This window comes from Campylobacter concisus (genome assembly GCF_002092855.1).
Classification (GTDB): domain Bacteria; phylum Campylobacterota; class Campylobacteria; order Campylobacterales; family Campylobacteraceae; genus Campylobacter_A; species Campylobacter_A concisus_AI.
This window is the reverse complement of sequence record NZ_LVLC01000001.1, coordinates 195,967-216,624: the sequence shown is the minus strand read 5'-3', so window position 1 is coordinate 216,624 and position 20,658 is coordinate 195,967. Positions and strand designations below refer to the sequence as shown.

Genomic DNA, 20,658 nt, shown 5'->3' with positions numbered 1-20,658 from the left:
TGTACGACGGAGATTTTATATTTTAAATTTGATTAAAAAAGTTTCCAAGCCCAAAATGAGCTTGGAAATGCGTTTTAGCAAGAGAAGCAGGTTTTAAACTCATAAGCGGTTGGGCGTGCTTCGTAAGGCCAAACCTGAGTTTCAAATTTCATATGCTGATAAGTGTCGATGAAAAGATCGCTCATTATCGGTTTTAGATATTCGTTATCGCGGATAAGCGCTTCAAGGCTGCCACGAAGTGTGTGCGGTAGCTGCTCGATGCCACGCTCTCTGATCTCATCTAGGTGAAGTTTAAATAAATTTTCATCCATCGGACCAACTGGCTCGTATTTGTTTTTAACGCCGTCAAGGCCCGCCATTAGCATCGCTGAGAAGGCTAGATAAGGGTTTGCTGTGCTATCTGGAAATCTCATCTCAGCCCTAACTGACTTCTCGCCAGCTCCGTAAGGTATGCGGATGCTCGCTGAGCGGTTTTGGCTTGAGTAAGTTAGGATAGATGGCGCTTCAAAGCCTGGGATTAGGCGTTTGTAGCTGTTTGTGCTTGGGTTTGTGAAGGCTGCAACGCTTCTTGCGTGTTTTAAAACGCCGCCGATGTAGTGCCTTGCAAAGTCACTTAAATTTGCATAGTTGCCCTCTTTGTAGAATAAATTTTTGCCATCTTTCCAGACTGATTGATGCACGTGCATGCCGCTGCCGTTGTCGCCATAAAGCGGTTTTGGCATAAATGTAACTGTCTTGCCGTTTAGGTGAGCGACCATGCGAACGACGTATTTATAAATTTGGACATTATCGGCGGCTTCGACTAGATTGCCAAATTTCACGCCGATCTCACCTTGTCCTTGTGCGACTTCGTGGTGACCCAAAAATACTTCAAGGCCAACTTGCTCTAGAACTTGCATCATCTCGGCTCTTAGATCGACCATGCTGTCGATTGGCTGAGTCATCAAATAGCCGCCTTTTCTGCGTGGGCGATGACCTGTGTTGTAGCTATCTTTGAAGTCAGTAGCATCGTTCCATTCACCTTCCTCGCTATCTACTTGATACATCGCGCAGTTTGGGCTATCGATGATTTTGACGTTGTCAAAGACAAAAAATTCATTCTCAGGGCCAAAATACGCCTCGTCACCAAGACCGCTATCTTTTACGTACTGCATTGCTCTTTTGGCTATTGAGCGAGGGCATTTTTCATAAATTTGACCCTTGTAAATGTCGTAAATATCGCAAAAAACAACAACTGTAATATCGGAAGTAAATGGATCTAAAAATGCAGTTGTAGCTTCTGGCTTCATTATCATGTCGCTCTTATCAATTGGTTGCCAGCCATGCATAGAGCTAGCGTCCATTGGTATGCCATTTATAAAATTTTCTTTCGTAACAGCTTTTATGTTGTAGCTAATGCTATGCCAAGCACCACCTAAATCAGTAAATCTAAAATCTACAAATTTGACTTCATTTTCTTTACAAAAATCAAAAAAATGATCTATATTTTGGACGAATTTTCCCACTTTTTTCTCCTTTTAATTTTTAAATTTTTCGTATTCTATCATAAAACCTAATATTTAAGATTAAATTTATATTTTATTTGAACCCAATCTAAAATTTTACTAATTCTCTATCTCTGTTTTTAAAAATAGCACATTTTGAATAACCTAAATCTCTGGCTATTTGTTCGCAAATTTCGCCATTTTTACCGATATCTTCTTTTGTGTGAGCATCTGAGCCAAAGGTGATTGTTATATCTTTTTCGGCTATTAGTTCAAGTAAATTCAGGCTTGGATATTGCTCGCCGATAGGCTTTCTAAAGCCAGCAGCATTTATCTCAACAACTAAATCTGCTTCTTTTATCGCATTTACTGCATTTTTAGCTAAAATCCTAACATCCTTTTTTGGCAAAAATTTAAAAAGTTTTAAAAGATCAATATGCCCCATAATGTCAAATTTGCCAAGCTTGGCCGATCTTTCTACATGATCAAAATACTCTTGCCAAATTTGATCCAAGTCTTTGCCCTCGTAGCCACCGATAAATTCTGGATTGTCAAATGCCCAGCCATTAAAAAAATGCACAGAACCTATTAGATAATCAACCTTTCTAGCAAAAACTCGCTCATCCATAAATCCATCTAAAAAATCCATCTCATAGCCAAGCAAAATTTCTATTTCACCTCTAAATTCATCTCTTAAATGTAAAATTTTGTCTTCATAGCCTTGCATTTCATCAAAGCTCATTCTGTAAGCTTCATCGTAGTTCATCGGTGCGTGATCGCTAAAGCCAAAGTATTTTATGCCAGCTTTTATTGCATTTTGTACATACTCTCTTGGCTCTCCAACTGCGTGCTTGCAAAGTGGCGTGTGGTTGTGAAGATCGACGGTCATTTTTAGCCTTTTAAGGTCGTTTATTTTTAAAAATGCTATCTAAAAATTTATAAATTTAAAGATAAAAGCATTGCCTTTAAACTTACTTTTTATTTAAATCCTATATAATCAAGCCAAATTTTATTAGGAGCTTTTATGACTCAAGAGGAACTTGACGCACTTATGGCAGGTGGGCTAGATGATGCTAAAGAAGATGCTGGCCAAGAGGTTGCGGACGTCAAAGAGGAAACAGACGAGGTAACAGAAGTTGCAGAAGCAATTGATACTAAAGATGAGCCACAGTCAAAATCAGAAAGTAATTCAAAGAATGCAGAAAATTATAGAGTGAGTGCAGATGGCGTTTGGCCACCACCACCACCAACGGAAGATCACAAAATGGTTCATCAGCTTGACGATGTAACAAGAGATAGCGAAGAAAAAGCTACTCAGATGTTTGATAAGCTTGAGACGATAAATAACTTTTTTATGGACGCTGAGAGCGACTCAAATAGCCTAAAAGGCACAATAAACTCAAATATTGAGCTATTTACGACGCTAAGTGAGAAATTTCCAAATATTGCTGCATTTAGCGAGGCTTTGGAGAAAAATAACTCACTTCTTGGCACGATCGATAATATCATCGGAAATTTACAAATGGGACAAGATGAGATCATGATGGCTATGGATATGATGCAGTATCAAGACATCCATAGACAAAAGATCGAGCGTGTTATTAACGTTATGAGGGCACTTAGCAAATATATGAATACCTTGTTTGAAGGTAAAATTGACGATGATAAGCGTGTTAGCTCCGCTGTTCACATCGCTGGTGATACAACGACTGAAAATCTTGTGAGCAACGACGATATCGAAGCCTTGATAGAAAGTTTGGGTAAAAAATAGTGCTAAAAAGGCCTGAGCTTTTATCTCCAGCTGGAAATTTAACAAAACTTAAAATCGCCCTTGAGTATGGAGCTGACGCTGTTTATGGCTCGGTGGCTAGCTTTTCGCTAAGGACTAGATCGGCAAGGGAGTTTAACCTTGAAACATTCAAAGAGGCAATAGACTACACACATGCAAAGGGAAAGAAATTTTATGCGACCATAAATGCTTTTCCTTTTAACTCTCAGATCGAGCCACTAAAAAGGCACTTGCAAACCATCTCAGCGATGAAGCCAGATGCCTTTATTATCGCAACTCCAGGAGTCATGAGTCTAGCAAAAGCCATCGCTCCTGATATCGAGATACATCTCTCAACTCAGGCAAACGTTATGAACGTGCTTGATGCAAAAATTTATCATGATATGGGCGCAAAACGAATAGTTGTCGCTCGCGAGATGAATTTAAAAGATGTCATAAGGATAAAAGAAGAAATTCCAACTCTTGACATTGAAATTTTTGTCCATGGCTCGATGTGCTTTGCCTACTCTGGCAGGTGTTTGGTAAGCTCAGTGCAAAGTGGACGTATGTCAAATCGCGGCAGCTGTGCAAATGATTGTAGGTTTAAGTATGAACTTTACGCTAAAAACGAAGAGAGTGGCGTGCTTTTCCGCTTAGAAGAGGATGAAAACGGCACTCACATCATGAACTCAAAGGATCTTTGCCTCATCTCACACATCAAAGAGATCGTTGATAGCGGCGTAATAGATAGCCTAAAAATAGAAGGTCGCACAAAGAGCGAGTATTATGCAGCCTGCACAGCAAGAGCCTATAAAATGGCGATAGATGATGCCATGGATGATAAATTTGACGCACAAATTTATGAAAATGAGATAAATACACTAAAAAACCGCGGCTTTACGGATGGATATTTGGTGCATAGGCCTTATGAGAGAATAGATACACAAAATCACGTTATCAGCCTAGAAGAAGGCACACATCAGGTAAATGCAATAAGCGAAGATGGCGAATTTTTTAAGTGTAAATATAAAATTTTTCCAGGCAACAGCTATGAGATCGTGGCTCCTATTGGATCGGTTATAGAAGATAGTGAAAATGAAATCTCAAAGATTTATTCACAAGATGGTAAGAAATTTATCAAATTTAAACAGCTCATTACCAAAAAAGGCAAGGTTATGAGTGAAATTCATAGCGGCAATGAAAACGAGATAAGTCTTGGTATTAAGCTACCAAAATTTAGCTTTTTAAGGGAGAAAATATGAAATTTGTTTCTATTATAATGGGAAGTAAAAGCGACTATGAGATCGTTAGCGAGGCGGCAAAAACTCTTGAAAAATTTGGCGTAAAATATGAACTGATAATCAGCTCAGCTCACAGAAGTCCAAAAAGAACTAGTGAGTACGTCGCAAATGCTGAGAAAAAGGGTGCAAAAGTCTTTATTGCAGCTGCTGGTATGGCGGCTCACCTAGCTGGTGCGATCGCTGCAAATACAACAAAACCAGTAATAGGCATACCAATGGCAGGCTCGGCTCTAAGTGGCGTTGATGCACTTTACTCAACTGTGCAAATGCCAAGTGGCATGCCAGTGGCAACTCTAGCTATCGGCAAGGCTGGTGCTATAAATGCGGCCTATTTGGCGGTGCAAATTTTAGCTCTTGAAGATGATGGTCTGGCAAGTGCTCTAAAAGCTGACAGAGAGGCGAAAATAAAGGCTTTAGAGGAAGATTCTTCAAAGGTTGAAGTGATACTGTAAAAAGGAGAAGCGGTGCAGACCTATCTTGGAGTTGATGAATTTTGCAAACTTGTGCACTTGGAGCGTGAAGTTATCGAAGATATGATAAATCGTGGCGTTTTGAAAACCAAAGAGGAAAATGGAGAAATTTTGATAGAAGCGAGCGAAGGAACAATGAGTGTGGTGCCTAGTGTTTCGCAAAATTTATCCTTGCAGCCGCAAAGCCAAGATGGTATCAGCTTTGTTGAAAAGACGATTGGAACGATATTAAATTTACACGAAAAAGTGCTTGACGCAAAGGATGAGACGCTTGAAACCCTAAGAAATGAGAATAAATTTTTAAAAGAGGCGCTCATTTCGATGCAAGAGCTCTATGACGAGGATAGAAAAACAGTCGAGACGCTCACAAAACAGCTTAAAATTTCACAAGATGAAGTTGAATTTCTAAAACGAAAATACAAGCTCATGTGGAACCAAGCGGTTGAAAATTTTAACGGGCAAAAGTAGTTTATGAAGATTATAAATTTAGAGGATAGCTTTGAAATTTACGGAGTAAAAACTCGCACTAAAAATGAAGATGAGATAGGCGGCAAGGGTAAAATTCCAGCTTTATGGTCTAAATTTATGAGAGAGTACTATGATGGCAATAGTGAAATTTATAGCGTTTACTGCAACTATGAAAGCGATCTTAACGGACATTACGATAACTTCATCGGCACAAGATTAAGTCACAAAAGTGATGAAATTCTAGAGATAAAAAGTGGCAAATACGCCGTTTTTAGTTTTGCAAGAGAGCCACAAAATGTTGCAAAATTTTGGGGTGAAATTTGGAAGTATTTTGAAAGTAGTGAGTCAAAAAGAGCTTATAAAACGGATTTTGAGCTTTACGGCAGCGACGAGATAAAAATTTTTATATCTATTTTGGGTTAGGAAAAATGAATAAAAAAAATAATAGTTCAATCTTAAGTTTTATCGAAAATTTTGGTAACAAATTGCCAAATCCAACTATGCTTTTTATCTATCTTTCGATTATTACGATAATAATATCGTTTGTGTTAGAAAAGATGGGCGTTGGCGTAAGCTATCAGGCTATCAAAGATGGACAAATATCACAGCTTAATGCAAATGTTATAAATTTGCTTTCTGCTGATAGTCTTAGATCTTTTGTTTCATCTGTACTTAAAAATTTTACTAGTTTTTATCCTTTGGGAGTAGTCTTTGCGATTATTCTAGGTATTGGTATCGCAGACAAGTCCGGACTTTTATCAGCACTTATGACAAAGATTGCCTTAAAATCTTCCAAAATATGGGTAACTCCAATCGTTATTTTTCTTGGTGTAATGTCAAATGTTGCTTCCTCGGTTGGCTATGTTGTGCTAATCCCGCTTGGAGCTATTTTATTTGCTGGATTTGGTCGTCATCCAATTGCTGGACTAGCTGCTGCTTTTGCTGGTGTTAGCGGTGGCTGGTCGGCAAATTTATTAATCGGTACAAATGACCCTATGTTTGCGGCATTTTCTATGCAAGCAGCTAGCGTGTTAAATCCAGATTATGTGGTACTAGCAACTGCAAATTGGTACTTTATGATCGCTTCGACATTTTTGATCGTATTTGTTGGCTGGTTTGTAACGGATAAAATCGTAGAGCCTAGGCTTGGTAAATTTGATTTTTTAGGTGATTTTAGCCTAAAAGAGCATAGTGAGATAAGTGCAGAGCAAAAACGTGGCTTAAAATTTTCACTAATAGCATTGATCGTTTTTGTGATTTTACTGCTTGTGGCTATTTTGCCTTCTGGCTCTTTATTTGGAGCAAAAGGCAATGAAAGCTTTATGAAATCTACTTTTATGCATTCTATTGTCGTTTTTATGATGTTACTTTTTATAGTGGTAGGCGTAGCTTACGGTGTAGGCGCCAGGAGTATAAAAAGCAGTAATGATGCCATAAAATTTATGGAACAATCTATTTCTGAGCTATCAGGATTTTTGGTTTTGATATTTTTTGCAGCTCAGTTTACATATCTTTTTAATACCTCAAATATTGGGCTAGTACTTTCTATTAAAGGTTCTATTTTTCTAAAAGAGATCGGGTTGACTGGACTTAGCCTTATTATAGTTTTTATTTTCTTGATCGCTTTTATAAATTTATTTATAGCTGTTGATTCTGCAAAGTGGGCGATGATGGCTCCGATTTTTGTACCAATGTTTATGAATCTTGGACTTTCACCAGAGCTTACGCAGGCTGCTTTTAGAATAGGCGACTCTACTACAAATATCATAACGCCCTTGATGCCGTTTTTTGTTTTGATAGTAGCTTTTATGCAAAAATACAATAAAGAGTTAAAAATTGGATCAGTAGTTTCCATTATGCTTCCTTATACGGTTGCATTTTTAATTTCTTGGACAGTGCTAATGTCATTTTGGTACATTTTTGATCTACCACTAGGACCTGGCGCAGTTATACACTATGTAAAGTAAAATTTTAAAAGGAAAGCAATGACATTTTCACAAATAATATTAACCCTTCAAAACTATTGGCAAGAGCAAGGCTGCGTGATACTTCAACCATACGACATGCCAGCTGGTGCGGGCACATATCACCAAGCGACATTTTTAAGGAGCCTCGGACCAAAGCCGTGGGCGACTGCATATGTAGCTCCAAGCCGCCGTCCGACTGATGGCAGATACGGCGAAAATCCAAACCGCCTAGGCGCTTATTATCAGTTTCAGGTGCTCATTAAACCGAGCCCGGAAAATATCCAGGAGCTTTATCTAAAAAGCCTTGAAAAGCTTGGGTTAAATTTAAAAGATCACGACATCCGATTCGTCGAGGATAACTGGGAGAGCCCGACTCTGGGCGCTTGGGGGCTAGGCTGGGAGGTCTGGCTAGATGGCATGGAAGTGACGCAGTTTACCTATTTTCAACAAGTGGGTGGCATCGCATGCGAGTTGATTTCTGGTGAGATAACATACGGACTTGAGCGCTTAGCCATGTATCTCCAAGACGTAAATAGCGTCTATGACATCGTTTGGGACGACTCTAATGGCAACATCGTAACCTACGCCGACGTGCATAAACAAGGTGAGTATGAGTGGAGTAAATATAACTTTGAAGTAGCAAACGTCGATATGCTTTTTAACCAGTTCGAAAACGCATTTAACGAGTGCAAACGCTGCTTAGAGGCTAAAATTTCACTGCCAGCGTATGATTATTGCATGCTTGCGGCTCACACATTTAACGTCCTTGATGCGCGTGGGGCGATAAGTGTTACACAAAGGCAAGACTACATCCTAAAAATCCGCGAGCTGGCCAAAGAGTGTGCGCTAACTTATAAAGAGAGCCTAGGGCAAAAGTAAAATTTTATGAAAATAGCTGAAATTTATAAAATTTTAGATGAAATTTGCCCATTTGCGAGCCAAGAGTCCTGGGACAATAGTGGCCTACAAGTTGGCTCATTTGATAGCGAATTTGAGCGAATTTATCTAAGTCTTGATTTGGATAGCGAACTTTTGCAAAATGTCTTGCCAAATTCGCTCATCATCACTCACCATCCGCTCATTTTTAAGGGGTTAAAAAGCCTAGACTACAGCCTTTATCCAAGCTCACTCATAAGAGAGATGATGATAAAAAATATCTCGCTCATCTCGCTTCATACAAATGCCGACCTTGCTTTTTTAAATGAAAAATTTGTGATGCAGGTTTTGGAGCTTGAAATTTCGAACAAAGAGGGCTTTTTGATCTATGCTGATGTGAAGATGAAATTTAGCGAGCTTTGCAAATTTGTAAAAGAAAAACTTGGGCTAGAAAATTTAAGAGTGGTTCATGCAAAAGATGAAATTTCTAAAATTTGTATCTGCACCGGAAGTGGCGCAGATCTCATCCAAGATGTAAAAGCAGATGTCTTTTTAACGGGTGATCTAAAATATCACCAAGCCCTTTATGCGAAGGAAAATGGGCTAAATTTAATCGATATAAATCACTATGAAAGTGAACGTTGTTTTGGTGATTTTTTAGCAAAATATTTGCAAAATCTGAAAATTGAAGTTATAATACGCAATTCTAAAAATCCATTTACATATTGCTAACAAAAAAAGGAAACATTATGAATAAATACTTACAACAATTAGTTGAATTATCTGACCTTGATAAACAAATAGATGGCTTTATACCACGCATTCAGGATATAGAAAAGGCTTATAAAAATATAGAAGAAGAGTGCGAAACTATAACGGTTAATATAGAAAGACTAGATGAAGAGGTAAGTGACTTAAAGTCTCAAAAATCAGGTACAAATGCTCATATTGCCGAGTTTAGTGCAAAGATAAAAGATGTAGCTAAAAAAAGCTCAAGTGCAAAAAGCGAAAAGGAGATAAAAGCTCTAAGTCTTGAAGAGGATATTGCAAAAGAGCAACTTGAGGCTGCAAATGAAGAGATTGCTAGACTTGAGAAGCTAATAGATGGTAAAAATAGTCAAAAAGATGAGCTTGGTGCAAAAAAAGCTGAACTTGAAGAGAATTTAAAAAATATAAAAAGCAAAACTTCATCTGAACTTGAAAATATCGAAAAAGAACGTAAAGAAGTTTATGCTAAAAAAGACAAGCTTATCGCCACTATGAATCAAAAAATTCTCGCATTTTATGAAAAAATTAGAAAATGGGCTCATAATACGGCTGTTGTTCCTGTAAAAAAACAAGCTTGTTATGGTTGCTTTATGCAGATAAACGACAAAACTTTCTCTGCTGTTATCAAGGGCGAAGATATCGTTACATGTCCACATTGTGGCAGAATTTTGTATAAACAAGAGCAATAACACATTTCGTGATAATAATATATTACTTTCTAGCCTCAATACTCTATCTCTTTGGGGCTATATTTCTAATTATTTTAAGTTTTAAAAAAAAGTATCATAAATCAATTCCGGCACGTTTTTTCCTCTTTAATAATCCTAAATTTCAAGATGCAGATGTGCATTTTCACGCTTGTTCATTTGGCGAGGTGCAAGCACTCAAACCTTTGATGCAAAAATTTGATAGTAAAGCTATAAGTGTGGTGACAAATACGGGCTTTGAAGCGGCAAGTAAAATTTGCTCTAACACGAGATTTTTGCCATTTGAAATTTTCTTGCCATTTTGGCTAAAAAAGAGCAAAATTTTAGTTATTTTTGAGGCTGAGCTTTGGCTTATGCTAGTTTTAATGGCAAAGCTAAAGGGTAGCCGAGTGATATTAATAAATGCGAGAATTTCAGACAGAAGCTACAAAAGCTACCTGAAATTTGGCTTTTTTTATAGATATCTTTTTAAATTTATAGACAAAATTTACGCTCAAAGTGAGCTTGATAAAGAGCGGCTAAAGTCACTTGGTGCAGGTGAAACAGAGGTCGTTGGTAACATAAAAGCTGCATTTTTGCCAAGCGTGAGTAAAATTTATGAAAAGCCAAAAGCTAGAGTGATCGTGCTAGCAAGCACGCATACAGGCGAAGAAGAGATGATTTTGCAAAATTTAAATTTAAAAGAAAACGATCTCTTGATCATCGCTCCACGCCATCCTGAGAGGTTTACAGAGGTTGAGAAGATAGCAGGCGACTACGCTAAAAAGCATGATTTTAGCTTTGCGAAATTTAGTCAAACGTATAAATTTGAAGCTAAAGTAAATTTGCTTGACACTTTAGGCGAGCTTGTAAATGTCTATGCTATTAGCGATATAGTAGTGCTTGGAGGCAGTTTTGTACCAAATATCGGTGGGCATAATCCAATCGAGTGCGCACAATTTAACCCAGTAATAATAAGCGGTGAGTTTATATTTAACCAAAAGGCGTTATTTAGCCTAGTTGAAAACATCTACATCGCAAAAGCCAGCGAGATTGGCGGTATAATAGATAGTGATGCCAAAAAGAGCAAGATCACTGTGCAAGCAAGCTCTGATGCGATCATAGAAGATATAAGGAGCACTTTATGAGTGAAGAAAAAGCGTATAAAATTTTAGCCAAACAAAAAAATATCTCAAACAACGAGGCAAAGGAGCTAATTGACAGCGGCCTAGTTTATGCCAAAGGGCAAAAGGTGATGATAGCTCGTGCTTTGATGAGTGAAAATACTAAATTTAGCGTCGAGGAGATGCCAAAGCCAAGCATTATCTTTGAAGATGAAAATTTAATAGCCATTAGTAAACCAGCTGCCGTGACTAGCGAAAAAATCAGCCAAATTTATAAATTTCCACTCCTTCATAGACTCGATAAAGACACGAGTGGCGTGCTACTTCTTGTAAAAAATGACGAATTCGCAGCACTTGCGATAAATGAGTTTAAAAAGATGAAGGTTGAGAAAATTTATGTGGCCGCAGTTAGGGGTATCATGAGCGAAGAAGTGGTTGTAAATGAGCCGATCTTGACGATAAAAAATAAAAATGGTGCTTTTTCAAAGATATCAAAAGACGGCAAAGAGGCGATCAGTGAAATTTCACCACTCATGGTTGCAGGTAAAAAAACGCTTGTAAAAGTTGCAATAAAAACAGGCAGAACGCACCAGATAAGAGTGCATTTGGCTAGTTTAAATTTACCTATCGTTGGCGATGAGAAATACGGCAAAAATAGGGCAAATAGAATGTTCTTGCATGCCTATTCTATCGCTCTTTTAGACTATAAATTTAAAGCGCCGATCCCAAAAGAATTTAACTCTCTTGGATTTGAGCTATCTAATAAATTTGAAATTTAAAGAGCAATAAAGAAATTATTTAGTAATATACGCCCTTTAATAACAACTTAGAAAGGTGATTAGTGTTCGAACAAATTAGCGAGTCTTTTAGATTAGCCGTTAGCAAGATACGTTTTGTAGATGACGAAAAAGCTATAAAAAACGCACTTGACGTGTTAAAAAAAGCTCTTTTAAAAGCTGATGTTCACCACAAAGTCACTAAAGATCTACTCGCGTCTATTGAAAGCGAACTAAAGCAAACTGGCGTTGGCCAAAAGAATTTCCTAGATGCGATCAAGTCAAATTTAACGACTATCTTAACAGCTCCTGGCAATCAAGGCTTTGTCTATGCGCCAGTTGCACCGACAATTGTTTTGATGGCTGGTTTGCAAGGTAGCGGTAAAACAACAACAACTATCAAGCTTGCAAACTATCTAAAACTAAGAAAGAAAAAAGTTTTAGTTGCGGCTTGTGACTTGCAAAGATTAGCGGCAGTTGAGCAGCTAAGACAGCTCTGCGTTGCAAACGAGATCGATCTTTTTTATATAGAAAATGAAAACAACCCTATAAAAGTAGCAAAAGAAGCACTAGAAAAAGCAAAAAGTGGTCTTTATGATGTGCTTTTAGTGGATACTGCTGGTCGTCTTGCAATTGATGAGAAGTTGATGCAAGAGATAAAAGATATAAAAAATGCGATAAATCCACATGAAATTTTCTACGTAGCTGATGCTATGAGTGGTCAAGATGCTGTAAAAACAGCTACAAGTTTTAATGAAATTTTAGGAATTTCTGGAGTTATCCTTTCTAAATTTGATTCTGACTCGAAGGGTGGCGTAGCTATTAGTATTGCAAAACAGCTAAATATTCCACTTAGATTTGTCGGTACTGGCGAGAAAGTAGCTGATATTGAGAGTTTTATACCAGATCGTATTGTAAGTCGTATAATGGGTGAGGGTGACTTGGCCACTTTGGTTGAGAAAACATCGACAATTATTGATGAAAAAGAGGCAAAACGTCTAAATCAAAAGATAAAAAAAGGTCAGTTTAACTTTAATGACTTTTTAGATCAAATGGAAAGCGTTAAAAAGCTTGGTAGTATGAAGTCTTTAATGGGGATGATACCTGGTCTTTCAAATATTGCAAATCAGATAAAAGATATAGATCTTGATAATTCAAAAGAAATTTTGCATATTAAGGCTATGATAAACTCTATGACACAAAAAGAGCGTGAAAACCCAGACCTTTTAAATAATAGTAGAAAAAGACGTTTAGCGACTGGTTCTGGACTTTCTCAGGTAGAAGTAAATCGTTTTTTAAAGCAGTTTGAAAATGCCTCAAAACTTGCTAAGAAATTTTCAGGAAAAGGTGGAGCAAAAGGACTTGCAAATATGCTTTCTCAAGCAAATTTAAAAAGACCTGTTTGATAAAAGGGTTTAAATTTGGATATTTGTTATCTAAATTTAAGCTTTATTTAAAAACAAGAGGAGAAATATAATATGGCAACAGTAGTAAGACTAACAAGAATGGGACGTAAGAAAAGACCTTTTTATCGTATAGTTGTTACAGATAGCAGAAAAAGGCGTGATAGTGGCTGGATAGAAAGTATTGGCTATTACAATCCTATGGTTGAGCCAAATGTTATAAATTTCAACAAAGAGAGATTAGATTACTGGAAAAGCGTTGGTGCTAAACTTAGCGACAGAGTTGCACAAATTACAAAATAATGGTTGAAAATTTTTTATACGAATACGCCAAGTTAATAGCTGACTTTCCTGAAAAGGTAACTATAGAGCGTCAAGAGCTTGGTGAAAATTTTGTTGACATTATCATAAATGCTGACAAGATTGATACTGGAAAACTTATCGGTAAAGACGGCAAAATGATAAATGCTATAAAGACCGTTATTATTGGTTGTAAAGCCAAAGATAATACAAGCTATAGGGTAACGGTAAAAGCTATTGAATAGTGATATTGTTGAAGTCGCTACTATCGGAAGATGTGTTGGTTTAAGGGGTTATTTAAAACTTCACAACAAGAGCGACTTTCCAGAACAGTATAAAAAAGGTGCAACCTTTTTTGATAAAAACAATGATCAGCTGACCATAAAAGACTACGATAGACAAAAAGAGCTGGTTTTGTTTGAAAATTTTGATGACTTAGACCTTGCTAAAACACTTGTAAATAGAACTATATATACTACAAAAGAGCTCACTAGAAAAAACTGCAAATTAAGAAAAAATGAATTTTTTCAGTTTGATATTATTGGCTTAAAAGTTGTAGAAAACGGCGAATTTTTGGGGATCGTAGAAGATATTCAAGATAATTTTGCAAATTCACTTTTACATATAAAAACAGATGAAAAGCTTATTATAAGCGGCAATCCGAAGAATTTTTACATTCCATATTTAGAGCATTTTATCATAAGTGTAAATTTAGATAATGAAGAGATTTTGGTAAAAGGTGCTAGAGCCATTTTAGAAAATTCATGACATTTACGTTTATTACACTTTTTGAAAATTTAGTTAAACCTTATTTTTGTGATTCTATTTTAAAACGTGCAATTGGTAATAAATTTATTGAAATTGATTTTATAAATCCAAGAAATTTTACTAAAGATAAGCATAATAAAGTTGATGATTATATGATCGGAGGTGGAGCAGGGCTTTTGATGTTTCCACAGCCTTTGGATGATTCGATCAAATTTCTAAAAGAAAAAGATAAAAATACTCACGTGATATTTTTGACACCAGCTGGTAAAAAATTTAATCAAAATGATGCAAAGAGGCTTTCTAAAAAAGATCACATTTGTTTTGTTTGCAGTAGATATGAAGGCCTTGATGAACGAGTTGTTGAGCTTTGGGCAGATGAAGTTTTTTGTATAGGTGATTTTGTTTTAACTGGTGGAGAGCTTCCTGCGCTTTGTATGAGCGATGCAATATCAAGAAATATACCTGGAGTTTTAGGAAACAATATGAGCCTTGAAGTTGAGAGTTTTGAGGATAATTTGCTTGAAGCCCCATCTTTTACAAAGCCTGATAATTTTAGATCAATTTTTGTGGTTTCAGAGTTTTTAAAGGGTAACCATGCTAAAATCCACACTTTAAAAAATAAGATGGCTCACTGCAAAACAAGGTTCTTTCGCCCTGATTTATATCAAAAGCTTAAGCCACATAAATAAGGAAAAACATGAGAAATAAATACATTGAAGCATTTGAAAATGCTCAAATTGCTAGTAAAAATATTCCTGACTTTCGTGCAGGAGATACGTTGCGTGTTGCTACTCGTATTCACGAAGGCGATAAAACTAGAATTCAAAATTTTGAAGGTATTTGTATAGCTAGACGTGGTAGCGGTACTGGCGAAACATTTATCATTAGAAAAATTGGCGCTAATAGTGTTGGCGTTGAGAGAATTTTCCCAATTTTTAGTGACTCAATCGAAGAAATAAAAGTTCTTAGAAAAGGTCGTGTTAGAAGAGCTAAATTATTCTATCTACGTGATCTTCGTGGTAAAGCTGCTAAAATCCGCGAACTTAGAAAATAATCTTACTATCTGTCCTGAAGCCTATTCAGGACTTTTCAATTTTTCTTTAAATCTAATTTCTATTTTTTATTAAATATTTTTATCGTTTTAATATTAATAAAAATCTAATTATTTTTATTGTTTTTACCGCTAGGCTATAAAAATTTAAAATATGTAGAAAAATTTCTATATAGAATTTCAAATACCTTATATATCAGATATATTCGTTTTTCTACTTCTTCTTATTTGTATACCAAAATAAAAAAACAACACAACAAAGAATTACTCCAAGCATTATTGATACAACTATCATAGTGGCATTTTTAGTTTCATTAAATGGCAAACCTTGTGTATTCATACCAAAAAACCCAGTTATCAGATTTAGTGGCAGCATTACAGCTGATATCATTGTCAAAATGTAAATATTTTGATTGATTTTGTCGTTTTTTATACTTTGTATAAATGTATAAATATCATCGATTCTGCAGGCATATTCATTGGCCATTGTTCTAAAAACATTTGCCTCATGAGTACTATTTTTAAGCTCTTTTTTTAAATTTTGTTGCTCGCTTTGACAAATCGAAAGGGTTTCATAAAAGTGAGATATCTTATTTTGAAATTTTCTAATCTCATATTTTAAAAAGTGGTGTCTTTTGATAAATTTATTAAAGTTTTTTCGACTAGCGTAAATTTTTTCATACTCGTTTAGTTCTTCTTGATGTTCTAAAATTTTGTTTGCATATTCATTACATAGTTTTTTAAGAGCCGCTTCAAACTCGTTTTTATCGCATTCGTGATCAAAGTCTTCTTTGTAAATTTTGCCATTTTTAAATAAAAATTTATAGCTTTGCTTTTGTGTGAAAGAAACAAGCAAAATATAGTCGTATTCATCGCCATAAAAATATCCACAAACTGAACTTTTATAGCTCATTTTTTACCCTTTTAGCATAAAAATTTTTCTTAAATTTGGCAAATTCGTCTCTTTCTATCGCCTCTCTCATCTCTTTCATCAAATTTAGATAGTAGTGCAGGTTGTGAAGGCTTGCTAGTCTAAAAAACGTGAGCTCTCTTGCCTTAAAAAGGTGGTTTAGATAGCCTCTGGAGTAGCGCTTGCAGGTGTAGCACTGGCAAGCTGGGTCTATCGGCGCGTGGTCGTTTATAAATTTGGCTGATTTTATATTTATCTTGCCAAAGCTAGTAAATAGCGTGCCGTTTCTTGCGTTTCTAGTTGGCATGACGCAGTCAAACATATCAACGCCTCTCTCCACGTTTTCTACAAGATCTTCTGGTGTGCCAACGCCCATTAGATAGCGAGGTCTAAGCTCATCCATAAATGGCATAACTGCCTCAACCGTGTCATACATCGCCTCATTGCTCTCGCCAACGCTTAGCCCACCTATCGCAAGGCCGTCAAATGGCATCTCGTTTAGCGCCTGCGCGCAAAATTTACGTGCCTCATAGTCGGTGCCGCCTTGGACGATGCCAAAGATATTTTGCTGCAAGCCAACGCCCTTGCTTTGCATAAATTTGTGATAATCAATCGCCTCTTTTGCCCATTTTATCGTTCGTTTTATGCTTAGATCGATTCTTTTTGGCTCAGCAGGCAAGGCGACCAGATCATCAAGTATCATCATAATGTCGCTACCTAGATCGTACTGCGTATCAAGAACGGATCTTGGCGTAAAATAGTGCGTGCTGCCGTCGATATGGCTTTTAAATTTTATCCCACCATCGTCGTTTTTGGTGTTTGATCTAAGCGAGAATGCCTGAAATCCACCGCTATCTGTTAAAAAAGAGCGCTCAAACTTAGAAAATCCATGAAGTCCGCCAAACTCGCGCACGACCTTGCTTCCGGGGCGCAGATACATGTGGTAGGTGTTTGCTAAGATTATCTTTGCGTCTAAAATTTCACTCATATCAAAGGCGTCTAAGCTTTTAACCGCGCCAACCGTGCCAACTGGCATGAAAACTGGCGTTTGTATAACGCTATGGGCAGTTGTTAGGATACCACGCCTTGCATTTCCATCTTTTTTTATAACTTCAAATTTCATCTAAATCCTTAAAATTTTTGATTTTTTATTTTAACAAAATTTATAATATAATCCAGAAATTTTAAGGCAAAGGAACTTTTTGCAAAATAAAAATGATGTCATTTTTGTAGTGGCAAATGGCGCTCAGACTATAAAATTTATAGGTGAGTTTAGCTATAAAGACGCAAAAAATTTACAAAGCATTTTTAAAAAAATCCAAAAACTTAGCGGCAATGTTAAATTTGACTTTAGTGAGCTAAAAAGCATTGATTACGCTGTTTTGATACTTTTAAGAAATGCGCTAAATGGTAAGAAATTTGAGATCATTACAAATGATGAAAAGATAAAGGCAATGGGCGATCTTTTAAATGATGAAAAGATCGATTTTAACTACATGCCGCCGCACAATAGTCTAAATTTCTTCTCACGACTCGGTGAAAAAATTTGCGAGGGATTTGTAAATTTGCTTGAGTTTGGCTCGTTTTTGGGTGAATTTTTAATAAAAAGCGTAAAAATTTTATTTAATCCAGCTAGTCTTAGATTTAGAGAATTTAGTAACTACATAAAAGATGGTGGCGTGAATGCTGTTTTTATCGTATCACTCACCGCTTTTTTGATAGGTGTCGTGCTTGCATATCTTGGCAGTGCGATGCTTGCAAGCTTTGGAGCAAGTATATTTATAGTAGAGATCATGGGCATGCTAACGCTTAGAGAGGTGGCTCCGCTCATCGCTGCTATCGTTGTGGCAGGCAGGTCAGCCTCTAGTTTTACCGCACAAATTGGCGCTATGAAGCTAACTGAAGAGATAGACGCGATGAAGACGATGGGCTTTGAGCCCTTTAACTTTTTGGTGCTGCCACGCATCATCGCCATGGTGCTTTGTGTGCCTGTCATTATCTTTATAGCTGATGCGATAAGTATTTTGGGGCAGATGATCATTTGTCAAACGATACTTGATATCAGCTTTAGCGACTATCTAAATAGATTTCGCGAGATGGTCGAGCTTAGGCATTTTGCTGTTGGTATGATAAAAGCTCCATTTTTTGGCGCGGTAATAGCGATCATTGGCTGCATGAGGGGATTTGGCGTTAGTCAAAACGCTCAAAGCCTTGGAGCAATGACAACAGTTAGTGTTGTAAATGCGATATTTTGGGTCATTGCGCTTGATGCATTTTTCGCGATAATTTTTATGTGGCTAAAGATATGAACGAGATAATAGTTGGAAAAAACATAACTACGTGTTATGGCGATAAGATAATGCACGATAATGTGAGCTGGAGCGTCAAAGAGGCTGAAATTTACGGCTTCTTAGGCGGTAGCGGCGCTGGTAAAACGACGCTTATGAAGACGATGATATATCTAAAAAAGCCAAGCGAGGGCGATATTTTTTTTGATGGCGTCAATATGTGGAAAAGCAGCTCTGAGGAGCAGCAAGAGATCAAGCTAAAAAGTGGGACGATGTTTCAGTTTGGAGCGCTTTATAGCTCGATGACGATACTTGATAACGTGGGCGTTTTGCTTCATGAGTACTCTAAATTTAACAAGCGTCAGATCGATGAGATAGCGATGTTTTGGATACAAAAAGTGGGGCTTAAAAAAGAGGTTTCAATGCTTTATCCAAGCGAGCTAAGTGGCGGTATGAAAAAAAGAGCTGCACTTGCAAGAGCCTTGGTGCTAAGTCCAAGGGTGCTATTTTTAGATGAGCCAAATAGTGGCCTTGATCCTGTTAGCTCACGCCAGATGGACGCGCTCATAAAAGAGCTTCGTGATAGCATCGGCGTAACTGTCGTCATGGTGACGCATGATGCGGATAGTATTTTTGATATTTTGGATAGATTTTTGATAATAGATAACAAAAAAATAGCCTTTGAGGGGAATATAAAAGAGCTTGAATATCTTAAAAACAACCCACTTGAAGAGCTATTTAAGATGAGGAAAAAGTAGATGGAAAATAGAAATTCTTATACTATTGTTGGCATGTTTTTTATGGCTTGCCTTACAGCATTTGCGATATTTATCTGGTGGATGACTAGTAAAAATAATACAAAGGTTGATTTTAAAGAGTACTACATCCACACGACTGAGCTACCAAGCGGTCTAAAGGTTGATTCAACAGTTAAATTTATCGGTGTGCCAGCCGGAAGTGTTAGTGATATAAATTTTGTCGATGATAAAAACGCTCTTATAAACATTACGATGAAGATAAGAGAAGATCTGCCGATAAAGGCTGATAGCGTGGCAAGTATAGAAGTTCAGGCCATCAGCGGTGTGGCTAGTATAAATATAAGCCGTGGTACAAAAGACTTTACATCAGGTCAAAAGCCTATCTTGCAGCTTGAAGAGAGCCTCTTTTCAAAGCTTGGAAACAACGCTGAAAACATTACTTTAAAGATAAATCAAACACTTGATAAAGTCGATAACTTTTTCTCGCCTGAAAATATTGCTCACGTAGAGTCAGTCCTTAAAAATATTGATAAATTTACACAAGTTTTAACAGACGAAGAGGGGCTAAGTGAGGTTGATAGTATCGTTAAAAATGTAAAAAATTTTACAGATACTTTAAACAAAACCGATACAAAAGAACTGGTTAAAAATTTAAATAGACTAATTTCAAATGCAAACCAAGTTTTTGTATCAGCAAATTCGGCTATTACCGGATATAATTCTCTGCAAGAGCTCATCACAAAAAAGGCTAAAGATGGCGAATACGACCTTAGAAATACAGTTAGTCCATTATTAAGAGAAGCGAGTGATTTTTTAAATGGATTTGACAAGACACTTCGTGAGTTTAGAGGCGCGCTTCAAAGGCTTGAAGATAATCCTTACGAGTTTTTCTTTACAAATCCAGTGCCAAACGACAAAGGAGATAAAAAATGAGAAATTTAATCTTTCTAACGGCTACGCTTTTATTTCTTGGCTGCTCGCTAAAGACGGATGTGCCAGTTGCAACGATGTATGAAATTCACTATTCAAATAAGGCTTGCTCAGCTGAAAACAAGCAAAAAGAGCTAAAAAATGTCTTCATCGAAAATGTAAGTGCTCTTGATATGGTCGATACTAGAAAAATTTTGATCGTAGCTGAAAATAATAAAATCAGATATCTAAGCGACGCTAAATTTGTATCTGAGCCAAGCGAAATGGTCTATAAATCGCTTGTAAAAGGGCTTTATTCAAACTGCGCTGCAAAGCCGATATTTTCGCCAAATGCAAAAGATCTTAGGCTAAAAGTTAGCATCATCTCACTTCAGATAAGAGGCGACAAGGCCGAAGTTTCACTAGCTTATGAGCTATTTAATGCAAACACTTCGCTAAAATCAGGCATGATCACAAAAGAAATTTTCTGTCCAGATCCAAGCTCAAGTACTATTTTTGATACGATAAATAAGGCTACAAATTTAGCAATCGATACACTAATCTCTGAAATAATCTCTTAAAT

25 protein-coding genes are annotated in these 20,658 nt (G+C 36.8%); 21 read left to right on the top strand and 4 right to left on the bottom strand.

The features are described 5' to 3' along the window. Window positions 1-74 precede the first annotated feature (74 nt). Both glnA and A3223_RS01035 read right to left on the bottom strand, forming a co-directional pair. Window positions 75-1,505: a type I glutamate--ammonia ligase gene (glnA, locus tag A3223_RS01040; RefSeq protein WP_084108028.1), complete on the bottom strand. Its 1,431-nt coding sequence runs from the start codon at window positions 1,503-1,505 to the stop codon at window positions 75-77. 88 nt (window positions 1,506-1,593) lie between these two features. Beyond that, window positions 1,594-2,373 carry a histidinol-phosphatase gene (locus tag A3223_RS01035; RefSeq protein WP_084108026.1) on the bottom strand — a complete coding sequence of 260 codons (780 nt, stop codon included), beginning with the start codon at window positions 2,371-2,373 and terminating at the stop codon, window positions 1,594-1,596. A 135-nt stretch (window positions 2,374-2,508) separates the two neighbouring features. On the opposite strand from A3223_RS01035, the gene A3223_RS01030 reads away from it, so the two are divergent. From A3223_RS01030 to rplS, 17 genes are all read left to right on the top strand, one after another. Further along, the gene (locus A3223_RS01030) at window positions 2,509-3,255 is read left to right on the top strand and encodes a chemotaxis protein (RefSeq protein WP_084108024.1); all 747 of its coding nucleotides are present in this window, start codon (window positions 2,509-2,511) and stop codon (window positions 3,253-3,255) included. Continuing rightward, on the top strand, window positions 3,255-4,514 hold the full coding sequence (locus tag A3223_RS01025; protein WP_084108022.1) for a peptidase U32 family protein: 1,260 nt from the start codon (window positions 3,255-3,257) through the stop codon (window positions 4,512-4,514). Before A3223_RS01030 ends, A3223_RS01025 begins: the two co-directional genes overlap by 1 nt. After that, window positions 4,511-5,005 carry a 5-(carboxyamino)imidazole ribonucleotide mutase gene (purE, locus tag A3223_RS01020; RefSeq protein WP_021090775.1) on the top strand — a complete coding sequence of 165 codons (495 nt, stop codon included), beginning with the start codon at window positions 4,511-4,513 and terminating at the stop codon, window positions 5,003-5,005. The genes A3223_RS01025 and purE overlap by 4 nt, the downstream gene beginning before the upstream one ends. Window positions 5,006-5,017: 12 nt before the next feature. Continuing rightward, window positions 5,018-5,491 carry a DUF3972 domain-containing protein gene (locus A3223_RS01015; protein WP_084108020.1) on the top strand — a complete coding sequence of 158 codons (474 nt, stop codon included), beginning with the start codon at window positions 5,018-5,020 and terminating at the stop codon, window positions 5,489-5,491. A gap of 3 nt (window positions 5,492-5,494) precedes the next feature. Next, window positions 5,495-5,914, top strand: a complete 420-nt coding sequence (locus A3223_RS01010) for a GyrI-like domain-containing protein (RefSeq protein WP_084108018.1) — start codon at window positions 5,495-5,497, stop codon at window positions 5,912-5,914. Window positions 5,915-5,919: 5 nt separating this feature from the next. Next, window positions 5,920-7,458: an AbgT family transporter gene (locus A3223_RS01005; protein ID WP_084108016.1), complete on the top strand. Its 1,539-nt coding sequence runs from the start codon at window positions 5,920-5,922 to the stop codon at window positions 7,456-7,458. An 18-nt stretch (window positions 7,459-7,476) separates the two neighbouring features. Then, window positions 7,477-8,337, top strand: a complete 861-nt coding sequence (gene glyQ, locus A3223_RS01000; RefSeq protein WP_084108014.1) for a glycine--tRNA ligase subunit alpha — start codon at window positions 7,477-7,479, stop codon at window positions 8,335-8,337. 6 nt (window positions 8,338-8,343) lie between these two features. After that, window positions 8,344-9,066 carry a Nif3-like dinuclear metal center hexameric protein gene (locus tag A3223_RS00995; RefSeq protein WP_084108012.1) on the top strand — a complete coding sequence of 241 codons (723 nt, stop codon included), beginning with the start codon at window positions 8,344-8,346 and terminating at the stop codon, window positions 9,064-9,066. Window positions 9,067-9,083: 17 nt separating this feature from the next. Further along, on the top strand, window positions 9,084-9,791 hold the full coding sequence (locus A3223_RS00990) for a zinc ribbon domain-containing protein (RefSeq protein WP_084108010.1): 708 nt from the start codon (window positions 9,084-9,086) through the stop codon (window positions 9,789-9,791). A gap of 8 nt (window positions 9,792-9,799) precedes the next feature. Next, window positions 9,800-10,936: a lipid IV(A) 3-deoxy-D-manno-octulosonic acid transferase gene (gene waaA, locus A3223_RS00985; RefSeq protein WP_084108008.1), complete on the top strand. Its 1,137-nt coding sequence runs from the start codon at window positions 9,800-9,802 to the stop codon at window positions 10,934-10,936. Further along, complete coding sequence (locus A3223_RS00980; protein ID WP_084108007.1) at window positions 10,933-11,691, top strand: RluA family pseudouridine synthase; 759 nt, start codon at window positions 10,933-10,935, stop codon at window positions 11,689-11,691. The genes waaA and A3223_RS00980 overlap by 4 nt, the downstream gene beginning before the upstream one ends. A 62-nt stretch (window positions 11,692-11,753) precedes the next feature. Continuing rightward, the gene (gene ffh, locus A3223_RS00975; RefSeq protein WP_084108005.1) at window positions 11,754-13,094 is read left to right on the top strand and encodes a signal recognition particle protein; all 1,341 of its coding nucleotides are present in this window, start codon (window positions 11,754-11,756) and stop codon (window positions 13,092-13,094) included. Window positions 13,095-13,166: 72 nt separating this feature from the next. Beyond that, complete coding sequence (rpsP, locus tag A3223_RS00970; protein WP_009293992.1) at window positions 13,167-13,394, top strand: 30S ribosomal protein S16; 228 nt, start codon at window positions 13,167-13,169, stop codon at window positions 13,392-13,394. Further along, window positions 13,394-13,636 (top strand): KH domain-containing protein, encoded by a 243-nt coding sequence (locus tag A3223_RS00965; RefSeq protein ID WP_084108003.1) that lies wholly within the window; start codon window positions 13,394-13,396, stop codon window positions 13,634-13,636. The genes rpsP and A3223_RS00965 overlap by 1 nt, the downstream gene beginning before the upstream one ends. After that, a complete protein-coding gene (rimM, locus tag A3223_RS00960; protein WP_084108001.1) occupies window positions 13,629-14,159 on the top strand; it encodes a ribosome maturation factor RimM in 531 nt (176 codons plus the stop codon). The genes A3223_RS00965 and rimM overlap by 8 nt, the downstream gene beginning before the upstream one ends. Continuing rightward, on the top strand, window positions 14,156-14,848 hold the full coding sequence (trmD, locus tag A3223_RS00955; protein ID WP_084107999.1) for a tRNA (guanosine(37)-N1)-methyltransferase TrmD: 693 nt from the start codon (window positions 14,156-14,158) through the stop codon (window positions 14,846-14,848). The genes rimM and trmD overlap by 4 nt, the downstream gene beginning before the upstream one ends. Window positions 14,849-14,856: 8 nt before the next feature. After that, on the top strand, window positions 14,857-15,213 hold the full coding sequence (gene rplS, locus A3223_RS00950) for a 50S ribosomal protein L19 (protein WP_021090978.1): 357 nt from the start codon (window positions 14,857-14,859) through the stop codon (window positions 15,211-15,213). A gap of 211 nt (window positions 15,214-15,424) precedes the next feature. Here the strand turns inward: rplS and A3223_RS00945 are convergent, their stop codons facing one another. Both A3223_RS00945 and tgt read right to left on the bottom strand, forming a co-directional pair. Further along, window positions 15,425-16,123 carry a CorA family divalent cation transporter gene (locus tag A3223_RS00945; protein ID WP_084107997.1) on the bottom strand — a complete coding sequence of 233 codons (699 nt, stop codon included), beginning with the start codon at window positions 16,121-16,123 and terminating at the stop codon, window positions 15,425-15,427. After that, window positions 16,113-17,243 (bottom strand): tRNA guanosine(34) transglycosylase Tgt, encoded by a 1,131-nt coding sequence (gene tgt / locus A3223_RS00940; protein WP_084107995.1) that lies wholly within the window; start codon window positions 17,241-17,243, stop codon window positions 16,113-16,115. The genes A3223_RS00945 and tgt overlap by 11 nt, the downstream gene beginning before the upstream one ends. A 79-nt stretch (window positions 17,244-17,322) precedes the next feature. Between tgt and A3223_RS00935 the strand changes: the two genes are divergently transcribed. The 4 genes from A3223_RS00935 to A3223_RS00920 are packed head-to-tail and all read left to right on the top strand — an operon-like array spanning window position 17,323 to window position 20,656. After that, window positions 17,323-18,429, top strand: coding sequence for an MlaE family ABC transporter permease (locus A3223_RS00935; protein ID WP_084107993.1), 1,107 nt, complete (start codon window positions 17,323-17,325; stop codon window positions 18,427-18,429). Then, a complete protein-coding gene (locus A3223_RS00930; protein WP_084107991.1) occupies window positions 18,426-19,166 on the top strand; it encodes an ABC transporter ATP-binding protein in 741 nt (246 codons plus the stop codon). The genes A3223_RS00935 and A3223_RS00930 overlap by 4 nt, the downstream gene beginning before the upstream one ends. Beyond that, window positions 19,167-20,099 carry an MlaD family protein gene (locus A3223_RS00925; protein WP_084107989.1) on the top strand — a complete coding sequence of 311 codons (933 nt, stop codon included), beginning with the start codon at window positions 19,167-19,169 and terminating at the stop codon, window positions 20,097-20,099. It abuts the gene before it with no gap. After that, window positions 20,096-20,656, top strand: a complete 561-nt coding sequence (locus A3223_RS00920) for an ABC-type transport auxiliary lipoprotein family protein (protein ID WP_021090524.1) — start codon at window positions 20,096-20,098, stop codon at window positions 20,654-20,656. Before A3223_RS00925 ends, A3223_RS00920 begins: the two co-directional genes overlap by 4 nt. The last annotated feature ends 2 nt before the right edge of the window (window positions 20,657-20,658 follow it).